The following is a 17,224-nucleotide window of genomic DNA, read 5'->3' on the forward strand; positions in this document are numbered from 1 at the left end:
GTAAGTCGCCGGAGGCCGCTCCGGGGACGGCGGGCGGGCCCGGCCGCAGTAGCGTTCCGTACATGAGACTCGGTGTCCTCGACGTGGGTTCGAACACGGTGCATCTGCTGGTGGTGGACGCACACCCCGGCGCGCGCCCGCTGCCCGCGCACTCGCACAAGGCCGAATTGCGGCTCGCCCAACTGCTCGACGAGAGCGGGGCGATCGGCTCCGACGGTGTCGACAAACTCATCGAGACGGTCCAGGACGCGCTGGAGGCCGCCGAGGACAAGGGTGTCGAGGCGATGCTGCCGTTCGCCACCTCCGCCGTGCGTGAGGCCAGCAACGCGGACGACGTACTGGCCCGGGTGCAGGCCGAGACCGGTGTCGAGCTCCAGGTGCTGACGGGTGCGGAGGAGGCCAGGCTGACGTTCCTGGCCGCCCGTCGCTGGTTCGGCTGGTCGGCGGGCAAGCTGCTGGTCCTCGACATCGGCGGGGGATCGCTGGAGATCGCGTACGGCCTGGACGAGGAGCCGGACGCGGCGGTGTCGTTGCCGCTCGGCGCGGGGCGGCTGACCGCGGGCTGGCTGCCGGCCGATCCCGCGGATCCGGCCGACATCAAGGCGCTGCGGCGTCATGTCCGGGCGCAGATCGCCCGTACGGTCGGGGAGTTCAGCCGCTTCGGCGCCCCCGACCATGTCGTCGCCACCTCCAAGACCTTCAAGCAGCTCGCCCGGCTGGCCGGGGCGGCGCGCTCCACGGACGGGCTGTACGTGCAGCGCGAGCTGAAGCGGCGTTCTCTGCAGGACTGGGTGCCGAAGCTCGCCTCGATGACGGTCGGCGAGCGGGCGGAGCTCCCCGGGGTCTCCCCGGGGCGGGCGGGCAGCTGCTCGCGGGGGCGATGGTCGCCGAGGGGGCGATGGATCTCTTCGGGGTGGAGACCCTGGAGATCTGTCCCTGGGCCCTTCGGGAGGGCGTCATCCTGCGGCGTCTGGACCAGATGGAATCCGTGTAGCCCCTTCTCGACAGGCCTCCGGGGTCATGTCCTCGGCCCGTCAGGCGTGTGAGGGCGAGCCTTTCGGGGCGATCGGGGCGATCGGGGGTCCAGGGGCGGGGGCCCGTTCGCGGGGCCCCTGAGGGCGGGACGGCCGGTTCCGGGGGGTCCGCGGGTCACCGCCTCCCCGTGCTCAGGCCACTCCCCGTACTCTGTCCCTCGTGGCAGAACCAGTGGTGCGCATCCCGGATGCGAAGGTCGCGCTGTCCACGGCGTCCGTGTATCCGGAGTCGACGGCGACGGCCTTCGAGATCGCGGCGCGCCTCGGCTACGACGGTGTCGAGGTCATGGTGTGGACCGACCCCGTCAGCCAGGACATCGACGCTCTGCGCCGGCTCTCCGACCACCACCGGATCCCGATCCTCGCCGTCCACGCCCCCTGCCTGCTCATCACCCAGCGCGTCTGGTCCACCGACCCCTGGACCAAGCTCCAGCGGGCCCGGTCGGCAGCCGAGAAGCTCGGCGCGAGCACCGTCGTCGTGCACCCGCCCTTCCGCTGGCAGCGCCAGTACGTGCGCGACTTCGTCACCGGGATCTGGCAGATGGCGAACGAGACGGACGTCCGCTTCGCCGTCGAAAACATGTACCCCTGGCGCTATCGGGACCGCGAGATGCTCGCGTACGCCCCCGACTGGGACGTCACGAAGGACGACTACCGCCACTACACGATCGATCTCAGCCACACCGCGACCGCCCGCACGGACGCCCTGCAGATGATCGACCGCATGGGCGACCGCCTCGGCCACGTCCACCTCGCCGACGGCAACGGTTCCAACAAGGACGAGCACCTGGTCCCGGGCCGCGGCACCCAGCCCTGCGCCGAGCTGCTGGAGCGCCTCGCGCTCGGCGGCTTCGACGGCCACGTCGTCATCGAGGTCAACACCCGCCGCGCGATGTCCAGCGCCGAACGCGAGGCGGACCTCGCCGAGGCCCTCGCCTTCACCCGCCTGCACCTCGCCTCCGCCGTCAAGGTGCCCCGCCGGTGACGGACGCAGCCCCGCGCCGCCGGGGGCGCCCCTCCCGTACGCAGACGGAGGCGGCCCCCGCCACCCGCGACCGCATCCTCGACGCGGCCCGCGAGGAGTTCTCGGAGCGGGGCTACGAGAAGACGTCGGTCCGTGGCATCGCGAAGGCCGCCGGGGTCGACTCCGCCCTCGTGCACCACTACTTCGGCACCAAGGAGCAGGTCTTCGAGGCGGCCATCGAGGTCGCCTTCGCCCCCGCCCTGGCGGCCCCCGTGGCGGTCGAGGACGGCCCCCTCGACGGCGTCGGGGAACGCCTGACCCGCTTCATCTTCGGCATCTGGGAGAACCCGGCCACCCGCGCGCCCCTCCTGGCGATCGTCCGTTCCGCCGTGAACAACGAGACCGCCGCGGCCGTTTTCCGCCGGCTCATCGCCGCCCAGCTGCTGCGCCGCATCGCCCAGCAGGTCGACCTCCCCGACGCCGAACTGCGCGCCGAGCTGGCCGCCGCCCAGCTGGTGGGGGTGGCGATGCTCCGTTACGTGATCAGGGTCGAGCCGCTGGCCTCGGCGGACCTGGAGGCGATCATCGCGCGCGTGGCCCCGGTGGTACAGGGCCACCTCACCCTTCCCTGAGCGGCGTCTCCCGCCGCGCGCCCGTGCGGCGCGTCGCACGGGACCCGCGCATCGAGACAGTCATCCCGCATTCCGGACGCCCCGTCCGAATCCTGGCGCGGCGGCGTAGGCTCGATACCGGTCACAACTCTCCGAAGGAGCGAGCGACGATGCCCGAACTGAGGTCCCGCACAGTCACCCACGGCCGCAACATGGCGGGCGCACGCGCCCTTATGCGTGCCTCCGGTGTACCGGGCGCGGACATCGGACGGAAGCCGATCATCGCGGTCGCCAACTCCTTCACGGAGTTCGTGCCGGGCCACACCCACCTGCAGCCGGTCGGCCGGATCGTCAGCGAGGCCATCACGGCCGCCGGGGGCATCGCGCGCGAGTTCAACACCATCGCGGTCGACGACGGCATCGCGATGGGCCACGGCGGCATGCTGTACTCCCTGCCGTCCCGCGACCTGATCGCGGACTCGGTCGAGTACATGGTGGAGGCCCACTGCGCCGACGCCCTGATCTGCATCTCGAACTGCGACAAGATCACGCCCGGCATGCTGATGGCGGCCCTGCGCCTGAACATCCCGACGGTCTTCGTCTCCGGCGGCCCGATGGAGTCCGGCCGCGCCACCCTGGTCGACGGCACGGTCCGTACGCTCGACCTGGTCGACGCGATCTCCGACGCGGTGAACGACAAGATCTCGGACGAGGACATCCTCCGTATCGAGGAGAACGCCTGTCCGACCTGCGGCTCCTGTTCCGGCATGTTCACCGCCAACTCGATGAACTGCCTGACCGAGGCCATCGGCCTCTCCCTCCCCGGCAACGGCTCGGTGCTGGCCACCCACACGGCCCGCAAGGGGCTGTACGAGGACGCGGCCCGCACGGTGGTCGACATCACGCGCCGCTACTACGACGAGGACGACGAGTCGGTCCTGCCGCGCAACATCGCCACGCACGCGGCGTTCGAGAACGCCATGGCCCTCGACATCGCCATGGGCGGCTCCACCAACACGATCCTGCACCTGCTGGCCGCCGCCCAGGAGGCGGGCGTCCCCTTCGGGCTGGACGAGATCAACGCCGTCTCGCGCCGCGTGCCCTGCCTCGCCAAGGTCGCCCCGAACGTCGCGAAGGACCGCACGTACTACATGGAGGACGTGCACCGCGCGGGCGGCATCCCGGCCCTGCTCGGCGAGCTGCACCGGGCCGGCCTGCTCAACGAGGACGTCCACTCCGTGCACAGCCCGTCCCTCTCGGACTGGCTGAAGACATGGGACGTGCGCGCGGGCTCCCCGTCCCCCGAGGCGGTCGAACTGTGGCACGCGGCCCCCGGCTGCGTCCGCTCGTCCGAGGCCTTCTCCCAGTCCGAGCGCTGGGAGGCCCTGGACGAGGACGCGGAGAACGGCTGCATCCGCTCCTCCGAGCACGCGTACTCCAAGGACGGCGGCCTGGCGGTCCTCAAGGGGAACCTGGCGGTGGACGGCTGTGTCGTGAAGACGGCGGGTGTCGACGAGTCCATCTGGACCTTCGAGGGCCCCGCGGTGGTCTGCGAGTCGCAGGAGGAGGCCGTCGACAAGATCCTCCGCAAGGAGATCACCCACGGCGACGTCGTCGTCATCCGCTACGAGGGTCCCAAGGGCGGCCCGGGTATGCAGGAGATGCTCTACCCGACCTCGTTCCTCAAGGGCCGCGGCCTCGGCAAGACCTGCGCCCTGATCACCGACGGCCGCTTCTCCGGCGGCACCTCGGGTCTGTCGATCGGCCACGCCTCTCCCGAGGCGGCCTCCGGCGGCACCATCGCCCTGGTCCGGGACGGCGACCGCATCCGCATCGACATCCCCAACCGCTCGGTCGAGCTCCTGGTCGCCGACGAGGAGCTGGCAGCCCGCCACTCCGCCCTGAACGGCGTCTACGCCCCCGCGAACCGCGACCGCAAGGTCTCGGCCGCGCTCCGCGCCTACGCCGCGATGGCGACGAGCGCGGACAAGGGCGCGGTGCGCGACGTCTCGAAGCTGGGCTGACCCACCACCGCGCACTGACCCACCACCGCGCACTCCAGGGGCCGCTCCCGCCGGGAGCGGCCCCTCCGCATGGTCCGTTCCGCCCGGCCGGCCCCCACCTCGGCCCGCAGGCTCACCAGGCCGCAGGGTCGTCGGCCGCCACCGCGAAGACGGTTCCGTCCGGCGCACTCGCGTAGACACGGCCGTCAGCGATCAGCGGGAGTGGCAGCACGGCCGCGACCCGGTCCGGCTCGGCTCCGTTCCGGGTCCGGGTCTGGCCGATGAGCTTCCCGCGGGCGGCGTCCACGGCGAGCAGCCGCCCGTCCGGTGTGGTGAGGTACACGTGTTTGGCGTCGACGGCCGGTGTCGAGCCCCGGCTCACGGAGGTCTCGAGACGCCAGCGCTGTACCCCGGTGTCCATGTCGATGGCCATCAGCCCGCCGAGGGTGCTCATCAGATAGACGGTGCCGGCGCGGACGGAGGTTTGGGCCTGCGGCAGCGACATGCCGATCGTCACCCGGTGTGACGTTCTACTCCCGGGGTCGTACCGGACCAGGGCGTCGGTCTCGGTGGAGTTGTTGACGGACGCGAAGAGGACAGCGCCTCGCCGTGTGCCGACCGGATCCAGCGTGCCGTTCAGACGGGTGCTCCACCGCACGTGCCCGGTCTCCGGTTCCACCGCGGTCACGCGCGTACGCGTTCCGTGGTCCGTCGTACTCGTGGCGTAGGCGAGTCCGTCCCCGGCGAACGAGGTGATGTTCGGCTCGGTCTGTTCCGGCAGGCCACGACTCCAGCGTTTCCCGCCCGTGGCGCCGTCCACCCCGGTGACCGTCCCGTCGGCCCGGGTGAGGAGCACCATGCCCCCCACGTGTTGGAGCCCGCCGTACGTCGAGAGGTCCATCGTCCACCGCACCGTGCCCGACACCGGATCGAGGGCCTCCAGGAGCTGTCCGGCATGGGTCACGACGTGTACGAGCCCGCCCGACATGACGGGCGCCCCGTCCGGGGGGCTCTTCTCGGGGGAGGTGTGCCGCCACAGCACCTTGCCGTCGACCGGGTCGAGAGCGGATGTCAGCCCCGGCTGGGCACAGAACAACTTCCCGCCGCCGTAGGAGCATTCGGGCGTTCCGGTGGTCCGGCCCGCCGGCTTCGTGCTCCACCCGCTGAAGGCGGCCGGTGCGGACCGCCGCTGATGGTTCGGCTGAGCGCCGGTGCTGTCGTCGTGCCCGAGAAACTGTGTCGTGGCCAGTGTCCCGCCCGAGACGAACACGAGAGCGCCGACAGCGACGGCGGCGCGCTTGAGCGCCCATCTGCCGGGAGTTGGCGCGGGAGGCGCGGGTTCGTCGTCCACGGCATCGGGCGTGGTGGCAGGCTGGACGGTGCGCTGGGCCGGAATGAACGCCTGGGTGTCGTACGAGGCCGCCACCGAACGCAGCTCCCGCATCAGTTCGTCGGGTGTCGGCCGGTCCTCGGGCTCCTTGGCGAGGCAACGGGTGATGAGCGGTGCGAGATTCGCAGGTACGTCGGTCAGGTCCGGTTCGTCGTGCACGACTTGGTAGGCGACGACATAGGGGCTGTCGGAGTCGAACGGGCCGCGGCCGGTAGCGGCGTGCACCATCACCGAGCCGAGGGCGAAGATGTCGGCGGCCGGTCCGACCTCGCGCGGCCTTCGGAACTGCTCGGGTGCCATGAAGGGCGGCGTTCCGATCAGTTTGCCCGTCTCGGTGTGCAGTTCACTGTCCGACGGCCGTGAGATGCCGAAGTCGATGACCTTGGGGCCGTCCTCGGCGAGCAGGACGTTGCTCGGCTTGAGATCCCGGTGTACGACTCCCACCCGGTGGATGTCGCGCAGCGCCTCGGCCAGTCCGGCCATGAACCGGCGCAACTGAGAGGCGGACAAGGGACCGTTCCGCTTCACCTGTTCGGCGAGAGTCGGACCCGGTATGAACAGGGTCGCCATCCAGGGCCGTCCGGCCTCCGGGTCCGCGTCGACCACGGGCGCCGTGAACGCCCCGCTCACCCGCCGGGCCGCGGCGACCTCCTGCCGGAAACGCCCTCTGAACTCAGGGTCCTTGGCGTACTCGGCGTGGACGACCTTGACCGCGAGTCGCAGCCCCGAGCCGCTGCGGGCCAGATGGACCACGCCCATGCCGCCGGATCCGAGACGCTCGTCAAGGCGGTACTGCCCGGCGTACTCGGGAAGTTCCGCTTCCGGATCCGTTCCGGTGTTCCGCTGTGGCGCCATGGACCCACCCCCGTGCTGTTCGTCCGCGCGCGCGACGCACGGAGCCTAGTCGATTCCACGTGCGAACCAGAGGCGGCTTGCTAGCCTCCGCGTGCGACAGGCGTACGCATGTGCGTCGCCCGAACGCGCCTGTTTCACCTGTTTCACCTGATTCGTCTGATCCAACGGGGGAGGCCTTCATGGCTGTTGAGCGCATGGAAAGCATGGAAAGCGTCACGAGCACGAAGAATCATGACGGGGAAGCGGCAACCGCCGACGCCGCCGTGGCGGGACTGGTCACCTACCCGATCGCACCCGGCTCCGCGCTGAACGTGCGCAGCGGCCCCGGCACCGGATACCGCATCGTGCGGGTCCTGCCCGAGGGCTCACGCGTGTCGATCTTCTGCCAGACCCCCGGCGGATCCGTGAGCGGCCCGTACGGCACCACCAGCATCTGGGACAACATCTCCAACGGTGAGTACGTCTCGGACGCGTATGTGAAGACCGGCAGCGACGGCTACATCGCGCCGCGCTGCTCCTGAGGAGAAGGGGATGAACAGCACCATGAAGTCTGTGGCACGCAGAAGGACCATGGTGGCCGGAGGATTCGCCGCCACCGTCATGCTGGTGATGGGGGCCGCGTCCGAGGCGGCCGCCGCCGCCAGCTATCCCCTGGCCCCCGGGGTCTCGGTGAACGTGCGCTCCGGCCCCGGTACTCACTACTCGGTCGTTCGCACCCTGCCAGTGGGTTCGTCCGTACCGATCTACTGCCAGTGCCCTGGCGAGACCGTCAGCGGGTACTACGGGACCACGAACATTTGGGACAACATCGCCAACGGTCAGTTCATCTCCGACGCCTACGTGAAGACGGGCAGCGACGGCTACGTAGCGCCGCGCTGCGCCTGACCGACCGACGCGAGGGGTTCGGGCGAAGCCGGGCCCCGCGGCCGACCGGAGCGATAATCGTCGTGTGAGTGATACGACCGAAACCGGTACCGGTACCCCCGCGGGACCCCAGCCCGAGCCCCTCCGCTTCTTCGGGACCACCTGGGTGGAGCACGACGGCGGCTACACCGGCCGCCGGGCAGGCGTGGCCGTCGGCTCGCTCGTCGCCGCGGTGGCCGCCTGCTTCGTCCTGCGCTTCGCCTACCAGGGCCTGGCGATCGCGGACGTCGGCAGGCCGGTGACGATCCTGGTCGTGGTGATGTTCGCGGTGTGCAGCGCGCTCGCCTTCCGCCACACCTGGGACGCGTTCGCCAAGCGCCCCGATCCCGACCGCCAGGCCTCCCTGCGGGGCCTGCTGGCCATCGGCTTCGTCGGCACCCTCCTCGCGTACTCCGTCCGTTCCCTCACCGAGGCCCCGGGCGAGAGCCTGCACCGCGAGGAGTACGAGACGGCCCGTACGCGGTACGAGCGCCGTTCCGCGGGCCGCACCCGCAATCCGTCGAAGAAGCGCCGGGCCGCCGGGTCCTGACGGCACTCCCGTCCGGCACCGGAAGCCCAGGCTCCGGACCGGGGCGGCTGGGACGAAAACCCCTGTGCCCCCCACAGCTGCACCAGCCACCATGAACGTATGACCCCTCCTCCCACCCCGACGCGGCCCCCGACACCGGCACCGGCACCGAGGCGAAAGCCCAGGCCGACACCGGCGCTTAAGCACCGAACCCGAAACGCAGGCCGACCCCGACACCCGGAACCGGACCCGCGCCACCCGCGCCCACTCCTTCAACACCGCCGCGGCCCAGTACGCCGCGAACCGCCCCTCCTATCCACCCGCCCTCTTCGACACGATCGAAGAACTCGCCGGCCGCCCCCTCACCGGCGCACGGGTCGTGGACGTGGGCGCCGGCACCGGCATCGCCACCGCGCTGCTGCGCGCGAGGGGCGCGCACGTCCTGGCCGTGGAACCCGGCGAGGGCATGACCGCGGAATTCCGCCGCGCCGTCCCCGGAGTTCCGATCGTCCGGGGCGACGGCAACGCCCTCCCGCTCCTCGACGCCTGCGCCGACTTCCTGACGTACGCCCAGTCCTGGCACTGGACCGACCCGGCCCGCTCCCTGCCGGAGGCACTCCGGGTCCTGCGTCCCGGCGGCTCCCTCGCGCTCTGGTGGAACACGGACGCCCTCGACGTCCCCTGGATCGCCGCCGAGGCACGCCGCATCGAGCGGTATTTCGGCGACGAGCAGGCCAGCAAGGGGGGCACCGGCGGCAAGGGGGGTGTGGCCGGCTCCCGTACCGAACTCGCCTTCGAAGGCGCTCCCCACATCCCGGACCACGCCCACCGCGTCGTCCGCTGGAGCCGCCACATCCCGGTCGACACGCACCTCGCCAACATCACCAGCCACTCGATCTTCCTGGTCCTCGGCGAGGAGGGCACCGAGGCCTTCCTCGCCGAGGAGCGGGCCCACCTGCTGGAGGCGTTCCCGGACGGGCGGGTCGAGGAGGTCTACGACGTGCTGGTGATCGTGGCGACCCGTTCGTGATCCCGCGCGGCGGCCCACCGTTCCAGGGCCGCCGCACACGCGTGATCCACATGGCGCAGCCCGCCCAGCTCCAGCCGTACGTCACGGTCGTGGGGCACAGCCTCCAGAGCGTCCAGCAGCTTCGGCAGCCGCAGGAACGTCGCGTTCCCCACCACCCGTACGACCATGCCCGCGGCCCCCCGGTCCTCGGTCTCCACCTGCACATGGCTGATGTCCCACGCGGTCTTCGCCACGGCGAGCGCCAGCCCGACCAGCACCCCCTCGAACAGGTTCCCGGCCACGATGGCCACCGCCGTCACGCCCAGCACCACGACCTCGCCCCGGTGCCCGCGCCACAGACCCCGCACCTCCCGCACCGGCACCAGCTTGCAGCCCGCGTGCACGAGCAGTCCCGCCAGCGCCGCCACCGGAATGATCCCGAGGACCCCGGGCACCACCGCCGTGAAGACCAGCAGCCACACCCCGTGCAGCACCCGCGAGGCCTTCGTCCGCGCCCCCGCCTGCACGTTCGCCGCGCTCCGCACGATCACCGCGGTCATCGGCAGCGCCCCGAGCGCCCCGCACACGGCGTTCCCCGCGCCCTGCGCGATGAGTTCGCGGTCGTAGTCGGTCCGCGGTCCCCGGTGCAGCCGGTCCACCGCCGCCGCGCTGAACAGCGACTCGGCCGACGCGATCAGCGCGAACGCCAGCACCGTCCCGAACACGCCCACTTCCGTGAGCCGCCCGAGCTCCGCCAGGGACGGCGGCTGCACGGAGTCCAGCAGCCCGCGCACCGTCACCCGCCGCACGGACAGATCGAACAGACCGGTCGCCGCCGACGCGAGGGCCACCGCCGGCAGCGGCGCGGGCAGCACCCGCGCCCCGCGCCGCCACCGCGGCCACAGCAGGAGTACGGCGACGGTGGCACCGCCGACCGCGAGGGCTGCCGGGTCGGCGGCACCGGGCAGCGAGAACAAGCCGGCGATCTTGCCGGGCCCGCTCGCGGGCGCGGAGACGTCGCCCATCGCGTACACCTGGCCGGCGATCAGCACGAGCCCGATCCCGGCGAGCATTCCCTGCACCACGGCCACGGACACGGCCCGGAACCACCGCCCGAGCCGCAGCACCCCGAGCGCGAGCTGCACCAGCCCGGCCCCGAGCACCAGCACACCGAGCGCCGGCAGCCCGTACGTCTGCACCGCCTCGTACACCAGCACGGTCAGCCCGGCCGCCGGCCCGCTGACCTGCAGACTGCTGCCGGGCAGCAGCCCGGCGACCAGCCCGCCGACGATCCCGGTCACCAGTCCCAGTTCGGCCGGCACACCGGAGGCTATGGCGACCCCCACGCACAGGGGCAGCGCGACGAGAAAAACGACGAGGGACGCCGACAGATCGGCTTTGCGCATCACAACAGCACCTCCGGTCGAGAGCGGCAGACGCGTGGGCTGCCGAGCCGGGGGAGGGCGCGGCGGACGTACGGGCGCGGTCCGTTGGCCGGTGGGCATATGACCGCGCACTGAAATCCATTGTCGGTAACGGGAGTTGATCGCGCAGCCCTTCGTGTGACCGCCACGTGAACGTGGAAGCGCACCACCCGCACCGCGCGCCGGAGTGGTCCCTTCCGATCGCGCCGCCGCGCGCCTGCGCCCCCGAACGCGACCGGGCTTGACGGCCGTGCTCCACGCGAGCAATATTCATCACGTGATGAATATTTCGAGGCACACGCCGTCCCCGGCCGACCCCCCGGACCCCTCCACCTCTCCCGTCCCTCCGCCGCCACCGTCTCTCCCGCATCCCCCCGGCCCGCCGTGCGCGCCGAGGGCCTCACCGTCGTACGGGGCCCCCGCACCGTCCTGCGCGGACTCGACTTCGCCGTCCCGCGCGGCCAGATCACCGGACTGCTCGGCCCCTCCGGTTGCGGCAAGTCCACCCTCATGCGGTCCACCGTCGGCACCCAGGCCAAGGTGGCCGGCACCCTCGAAGTCCTCGGCCGTCCGGCGGGCGACGCCGCCCTGCGCTCCCGCATCGGATACGTCACCCAGGCCCCCTCCGTCTACGACGACCTGACCGTCCGCCAGAACCTCGACTACTTCGCCGCGGTCCTCGACCCCGGACGCGCGGCCGCCGACCGCCGCCACCACCACGTCACCCGGGCCATCTCCGACGTCGACCTCACCTCCCACGCCGACTCCCTCGCGGGCAACCTCTCCGGCGGCCAGCGCAACCGCGTCTCCCTCGCGGTCGCCCTCCTCGGCACCCCGGAGCTCCTGGTCCTCGACGAACCCACCGTCGGCCTCGACCCGGTCCTGCGCCGCGACCTGTGGACCCTCTTCCACGCCATCGCCGCCGACCGGGGCGCCACCCTCCTCGTCTCCTCCCACGTCATGGACGAGGCGGAGCGCTGCCACCGCCTCCTGCTGATGCGCGAGGGCGAGATCCTCGCCGACGACACCCCCGACGCCCTGCGCGAACGCACCGGCTCCGAGACCGTCGAGGCCGCCTTCCTCCACCTGGTCGACGAGGCGAACGCGACCGCCGACAGGCCCCGCAAGGAGACCGTCCGATGACCACCGACACCACCGCCGACAACCTGATCCCGAGCACGGGCACGAGCACGGGCACCAGCACGAGGGCGAGCACGAGGGTGAGCGCCATCAACCACGCCCGTACGACGGCCACCGCGACGCGCGTGCTGCGTCAGCTCCGCCACGACCCGCGCACCATCGCGCTGATGATCCTCATCCCGTGTCTGATGCTCGTGCTGCTCCGCTACGTCTTCGACGGCAGCCCGCGCACCTTCGACTCCATCGGCGCCTCGCTCCTCGGGATCTTCCCGCTGATCACGATGTTCCTCGTCACCTCCATCGCCACCCTGCGCGAACGCACCTCCGGCACGCTGGAACGCCTGCTCGCCATGCCGCTCGGCAAGGGCGACCTGATCGCCGGTTACGCCCTCGCGTTCGGCGCCGTGGCCGTCGTCCAGTCGGCCCTCGCCACCGGCCTCGCGGTCTGGTTCCTGGGCCTCGACGTCACGGGCTCCCCGTGGCTCCTCCTGCTGGTCGCGCTCCTCGACGCGCTCCTCGGTACGGCCCTCGGCCTCTTCGTCTCGGCCTTCGCGGCCTCCGAATTCCAGGCGGTCCAGTTCATGCCGGCGGTGATCTTCCCCCAACTCCTTCTGTGCGGCCTCTTCACGCCCCGTGCGAGCATGCACCCGGCCCTGGAAGCGGTCTCCGACGTGCTGCCCATGTCCTATGCCGTCGACGGAATGAACGAGGTCCTCAAGCACACCGACATGACGGCCACGTTCCTCCGTGACGCCCTGATCGTGGCGGCGTGCGCCCTCCTGGTGCTGGTCCTCGGCGCGGCCACCCTGAGGCGCCGCACGCGGTGACGCGCCGTGGCCGTCCGCCGGTCGGACGGACCACCCCGTCCGGCCGCCCGGGTGCGAGGATGACCCCAGGACGACGCACCCCTGGAGGGCACCCGCACCATGACCCAGAAAGTCGCAGTCCTCGGCACCGGAAAGATCGGCGAAGCCCTGCTGAGCGGAGTGATCCGATCCGGCTGGGACCCCGCCGACCTCCTCGTGACGGCCCGCCGCCCCGAGCGCGCCAGGGAACTCCAGGAGCGCCACGGCGTCACGGCCGTCACCAACGCCGAGGCCGCCAAGAACGCCGACATCCTGATCCTCACGGTCAAGCCGCAGGACATGGGCACTCTCCTCGACGAACTCGCCCCGCACCTGCCCGCCGACCGCCTGATCATCAGCGGCGCGGCCGGCATCCCCACCTCGTTCTTCGAGGAGCGTCTGGCCGCGGGCACCCCGGTGGTGCGCGTCATGACGAACACCCCCGCGCTCGTCGACGAGGCCATGTCCGTCATCTCCGCCGGCAGTCACGCCACCGAGGAGCACCTCGCCCACACCGAGGAGATCTTCGGTGCCGTCGGCAAGACGCTCCGGGTCCCCGAGTCCCAGCAGGACGCCTGCACCGCCCTCTCCGGCTCGGGCCCGGCGTACTTCTTCTATCTGGTCGAGGCCATGACGGACGCGGGCATCCTGCTCGGTCTGCCCCGCGACAAGGCCCACGACCTGATCGTCCAGTCCGCGATCGGCGCCGCCGTGATGCTCCGCGACAGCGGGGAGCACCCCGTGCGGCTCCGCGAGAACGTGACGTCGCCGGCGGGCACCACGATCAACGCGATCCGCGAGCTGGAGAACCACGGCGTACGCGCGGCCCTCATCGCCGCGTTGGAGGCCGCCCGCGACCGCAGCCGCGAACTGGCCTCCGGCAACAGCTAGCGCAGCAGCGGAACCGGCAAGGGGCCGGGCACGCCCGCCCGGCCCCGCCGTCTCAGCCCGCCGCCAGCAGCCCGATGGCCCGGTACGCCGAGTCCACTCGCGGTCTGGCCATCTCCCTCGCCTTCGCCGCACCGTCCCGCAGCACACCCTCCACGTACGAGGGGTCGGCGCACAGCTGCTTGTGCCGTTCCCGCAGGGGCCGCAGAAGTTCGACCACGGCCTCGGCGGTGTCCTTCTTCAGGGCGCCGTACGACTGATAGGCACCGCTCAGGGTCTCCGGGTCCGTGCCCTCACAAGCGGCGAGGATCTCCAGCAGGTTCGAGACCCCCGGCCGTCCCTCCGGGTCGTGGACGACGTCCTGCCCGCTGTCCGTCACCGCCCGCATGATCTTCTTCCGCATGACGTCCGGTTCGTCGAGCAGATAGACGACGCCCGGCCCCACGTCGTCGCTCTTCCCCATCTTCGACGTCGGCTCCTGGAGATTCATGACCCGCGCGGCGACCTCGGGGCGGGTGGCCCGTGGCACCGCGAACGTGTGCCCGTACCGCTGGTTGAACCGCACCGCGAGATCCCGGGTCAGCTCCACATGCTGTGTCTGGTCGTCCCCGACCGGCACCTCGTCGGTCCCGTACGCCAGGATGTCCGCCGCCATCAGCACGGGATAGGTCAGCAGCGACAGCCGTACGCTCCCGCCCCGCTCCCGTTCCCGCGCGGCCTTCTCCTTGTACTGGATCATCCGGCGCATCTCCCCGTCCGTGGCGACGCACTCCAGCAGGTACGACAACCGGGCGTGCTCGTCGACATGGCTCTGCACGAAGACGGTGCACAGCCGCGGATCGAGCCCCGAGGCCAGCAGCAGCGTCGCGGCCTGCCTGCTGAGTCTGCGGACCCGTCCCGGATCGTGGTCCACGGTCAGCGCGTGCAGATCGACGATGCAGAACAGGGCGTCGGCCCGGTGCTGATCGACATCGGCCCAGCGGCGTACGGCCCCCAGGTAGTTCCCCAGCGTCAGATGCCCGGTCGGCTTGACCCCGCTGAAGATCCGCTTCATCTCTCCACCCTCTGGTCGAGGCCGCCGCACCGTCCGGCCGGCCCCCCAGGAGGGAGATACAGAAACGGCCGCCGGGGCGGCGGCCGTTGTGTACATACGTGAGTACGGCCGCCGTCAGGCGGCCCACCACTGCTGGGTGCACGTATGTGTCGTCATGGCTCCGAGGGTACGCGTCCGAGGGGCGCCCGGGGCTGAGTTGACACACCCCTGTCCCCTACGTAGTGTTCTCCGAGTTGTCCGACGTGAGCTCCGACTCCGGTCGGTCCCCGGACAGCCATTCCGCAACAGGCATCCAGCGAACGGCGACTCGTCGTCGGCTCGTTTATGTGCGCGTTTGCGAAATGAGGAATCCGCGTTCGAAAGGACGCCCCCGATTAGCTCGGGAGGCAGGAATCCGCTAAAGTCTCACTCGTCGGAACGGCCCAACGGCCGGGAAGACAAGCCCCACTGACTGGGAATCAGGCCCGAAAGGATCTGATAGAGTCGGAACCGCCGGAAAGGGAAACGCGAGAGCGGAAACCTGGAAAGCACCGAGGAAATCGGATACGGAAACGGTCTGATAGAGTCGGAAACGCAAGACCGAAGGGAAGCGCCCGGAGGAAAGCCCGAGAGGGTGAGTACAAAGGAAGCGTCCGTTCCTTGAGAACTCAACAGCGTGCCAAAAATCAACGCCAGATATGTTGATACCCCGTCTCCGGCCGATCGGTCGGGGCGAGGTTCCTTTGAAAAAGTCCTGCCCCTTGGGGTAGGCGCACAGCGAGGACGCTGTGAACCGGGAGGATTATTCCTCTTCCTGGTTCCGCTCTCGTGGTGTCGTCCCGATTACGGGAAAACATTCACGGAGAGTTTGATCCTGGCTCAGGACGAACGCTGGCGGCGTGCTTAACACATGCAAGTCGAACGATGAAGCCCTTCGGGGTGGATTAGTGGCGAACGGGTGAGTAACACGTGGGCAATCTGCCCTTCACTCTGGGACAAGCCCTGGAAACGGGGTCTAATACCGGATAATACCTGCCTGGGCATCTGGGTGGGTTGAAAGCTCCGGCGGTGAAGGATGAGCCCGCGGCCTATCAGCTTGTTGGTGAGGTAGTGGCTCACCAAGGCGACGACGGGTAGCCGGCCTGAGAGGGCGACCGGCCACACTGGGACTGAGACACGGCCCAGACTCCTACGGGAGGCAGCAGTGGGGAATATTGCACAATGGGCGAAAGCCTGATGCAGCGACGCCGCGTGAGGGATGACGGCCTTCGGGTTGTAAACCTCTTTCAGCAGGGAAGAAGCGAAAGTGACGGTACCTGCAGAAGAAGCGCCGGCTAACTACGTGCCAGCAGCCGCGGTAATACGTAGGGCGCAAGCGTTGTCCGGAATTATTGGGCGTAAAGAGCTCGTAGGCGGCTTGTCACGTCGGGTGTGAAAGCCCGGGGCTTAACCCCGGGTCTGCATTCGATACGGGCTAGCTAGAGTGTGGTAGGGGAGATCGGAATTCCTGGTGTAGCGGTGAAATGCGCAGATATCAGGAGGAACACCGGTGGCGAAGGCGGATCTCTGGGCCATTACTGACGCTGAGGAGCGAAAGCGTGGGGAGCGAACAGGATTAGATACCCTGGTAGTCCACGCCGTAAACGGTGGGAACTAGGTGTTGGCGACATTCCACGTCGTCGGTGCCGCAGCTAACGCATTAAGTTCCCCGCCTGGGGAGTACGGCCGCAAGGCTAAAACTCAAAGGAATTGACGGGGGCCCGCACAAGCAGCGGAGCATGTGGCTTAATTCGACGCAACGCGAAGAACCTTACCAAGGCTTGACATACACCGGAAACGGCCAGAGATGGTCGCCCCCTTGTGGTCGGTGTACAGGTGGTGCATGGCTGTCGTCAGCTCGTGTCGTGAGATGTTGGGTTAAGTCCCGCAACGAGCGCAACCCTTGTTCTGTGTTGCCAGCATGCCCTTCGGGGTGATGGGGACTCACAGGAGACTGCCGGGGTCAACTCGGAGGAAGGTGGGGACGACGTCAAGTCATCATGCCCCTTATGTCTTGGGCTGCACACGTGCTACAATGGCAGGTACAATGAGCTGCGAAGCCGTGAGGCGGAGCGAATCTCAAAAAGCCTGTCTCAGTTCGGATTGGGGTCTGCAACTCGACCCCATGAAGTCGGAGTTGCTAGTAATCGCAGATCAGCATTGCTGCGGTGAATACGTTCCCGGGCCTTGTACACACCGCCCGTCACGTCACGAAAGTCGGTAACACCCGAAGCCGGTGGCCCAACCCCTTGTGGGAGGGAGCTGTCGAAGGTGGGACTGGCGATTGGGACGAAGTCGTAACAAGGTAGCCGTACCGGAAGGTGCGGCTGGATCACCTCCTTTCTAAGGAGCACTTCTTACCGATCCCTCCGGGGTGAGGTCAGAGGCCACTACGTCGGCAAATGTTCGACGGTGGTTGCTCATGGGTGGAACGTTGATTATTCGGCACACTTGATCGTCTTCTCCTTCGAGTACTGTCCTTCGGGGCGTGGAAAGAGTGAGGGAAGCGGGGAGTGTGTCGGGCACGCTGTTGGGTGTCTGAAGGTACGGCCGATTG

General features: G+C 69.7%; 12 protein-coding genes, 1 rRNA gene and 2 pseudogenes. 12 read left to right on the top strand and 3 right to left on the bottom strand.

Annotated elements, in window-relative coordinates:
- Positions 1-62: 62 nt before the first annotated feature.
- From HEP85_RS22675 to ilvD, 4 genes and pseudogenes are all read left to right on the top strand, one after another.
- A pseudogene (locus tag HEP85_RS22675) lies at positions 63-994 on the top strand (Ppx/GppA family phosphatase).
- 200 nt (positions 995-1,194) lie between these two features.
- A complete protein-coding gene (locus HEP85_RS22680; RefSeq protein WP_168529374.1) occupies positions 1,195-2,019 on the top strand; it encodes a sugar phosphate isomerase/epimerase in 825 nt (274 codons plus the stop codon).
- Complete coding sequence (locus HEP85_RS22685; RefSeq protein ID WP_168529376.1) at positions 2,016-2,630, top strand: TetR/AcrR family transcriptional regulator; 615 nt, start codon at positions 2,016-2,018, stop codon at positions 2,628-2,630. The genes HEP85_RS22680 and HEP85_RS22685 overlap by 4 nt, the downstream gene beginning before the upstream one ends.
- Positions 2,631-2,779: 149 nt before the next feature.
- A complete protein-coding gene (gene ilvD, locus HEP85_RS22690; RefSeq protein ID WP_168529378.1) occupies positions 2,780-4,633 on the top strand; it encodes a dihydroxy-acid dehydratase in 1,854 nt (617 codons plus the stop codon).
- Between the two features lie 112 nt (positions 4,634-4,745).
- Here the strand turns inward: ilvD and HEP85_RS22695 are convergent, their stop codons facing one another.
- Positions 4,746-6,857 (bottom strand): serine/threonine-protein kinase, encoded by a 2,112-nt coding sequence (locus tag HEP85_RS22695; RefSeq protein WP_168529380.1) that lies wholly within the window; start codon positions 6,855-6,857, stop codon positions 4,746-4,748.
- Positions 6,858-7,036: 179 nt separating this feature from the next.
- Between HEP85_RS22695 and HEP85_RS22700 the strand changes: the two genes are divergently transcribed.
- The 4 genes and pseudogenes from HEP85_RS22700 to HEP85_RS22715 form a co-directional block, all read left to right on the top strand.
- Positions 7,037-7,378, top strand: coding sequence for an SH3 domain-containing protein (locus HEP85_RS22700; protein ID WP_168529382.1), 342 nt, complete (start codon positions 7,037-7,039; stop codon positions 7,376-7,378).
- 79 nt (positions 7,379-7,457) lie between these two features.
- Positions 7,458-7,742 carry a hypothetical protein gene (locus HEP85_RS22705; RefSeq protein ID WP_248002510.1) on the top strand — a complete coding sequence of 95 codons (285 nt, stop codon included), beginning with the start codon at positions 7,458-7,460 and terminating at the stop codon, positions 7,740-7,742.
- Between the two features lie 64 nt (positions 7,743-7,806).
- On the top strand, positions 7,807-8,310 hold the full coding sequence (locus HEP85_RS22710; protein ID WP_168529384.1) for an EamA/RhaT family transporter: 504 nt from the start codon (positions 7,807-7,809) through the stop codon (positions 8,308-8,310).
- A gap of 232 nt (positions 8,311-8,542) precedes the next feature.
- Positions 8,543-9,319: pseudogene (locus HEP85_RS22715) on the top strand (class I SAM-dependent methyltransferase); the annotation flags it as partial.
- Here HEP85_RS22715 and HEP85_RS22720 read toward each other — a convergent pair.
- Positions 9,283-10,704, bottom strand: coding sequence for a SulP family inorganic anion transporter (locus HEP85_RS22720; RefSeq protein WP_168529387.1), 1,422 nt, complete (start codon positions 10,702-10,704; stop codon positions 9,283-9,285). The pseudogene HEP85_RS22715 and the gene HEP85_RS22720 sit on opposite strands and share 37 nt — an antisense overlap.
- Positions 10,705-11,106: 402 nt before the next feature.
- Here HEP85_RS22720 and HEP85_RS22725 point away from each other — a divergent pair, with 402 nt between their 5' ends.
- From HEP85_RS22725 to proC, 3 genes are all read left to right on the top strand, one after another.
- Positions 11,107-11,865, top strand: a complete 759-nt coding sequence (locus HEP85_RS22725; RefSeq protein ID WP_369657807.1) for an ABC transporter ATP-binding protein — start codon at positions 11,107-11,109, stop codon at positions 11,863-11,865.
- Positions 11,862-12,689: an ABC transporter permease gene (locus HEP85_RS22730; protein WP_248002040.1), complete on the top strand. Its 828-nt coding sequence runs from the start codon at positions 11,862-11,864 to the stop codon at positions 12,687-12,689. Before HEP85_RS22725 ends, HEP85_RS22730 begins: the two co-directional genes overlap by 4 nt.
- A 99-nt stretch (positions 12,690-12,788) precedes the next feature.
- Positions 12,789-13,598 (top strand): pyrroline-5-carboxylate reductase, encoded by an 810-nt coding sequence (proC, locus tag HEP85_RS22735; protein WP_168529391.1) that lies wholly within the window; start codon positions 12,789-12,791, stop codon positions 13,596-13,598.
- Between the two features lie 52 nt (positions 13,599-13,650).
- Here proC and trpS read toward each other — a convergent pair whose 3' ends face one another.
- Complete coding sequence (trpS, locus tag HEP85_RS22740; RefSeq protein ID WP_168529393.1) at positions 13,651-14,649, bottom strand: tryptophan--tRNA ligase; 999 nt, start codon at positions 14,647-14,649, stop codon at positions 13,651-13,653.
- 835 nt (positions 14,650-15,484) lie between these two features.
- Here trpS and HEP85_RS22745 point away from each other — a divergent pair.
- Positions 15,485-17,010, top strand: a 16S ribosomal RNA gene (locus tag HEP85_RS22745).
- Positions 17,011-17,224: the final 214 nt, after the last annotated feature.

The sequence above is a fragment of the Streptomyces sp. RPA4-2 genome, assembly GCF_012273515.2.
Classification (GTDB): domain Bacteria; phylum Actinomycetota; class Actinomycetes; order Streptomycetales; family Streptomycetaceae; genus Streptomyces; species Streptomyces kaempferi.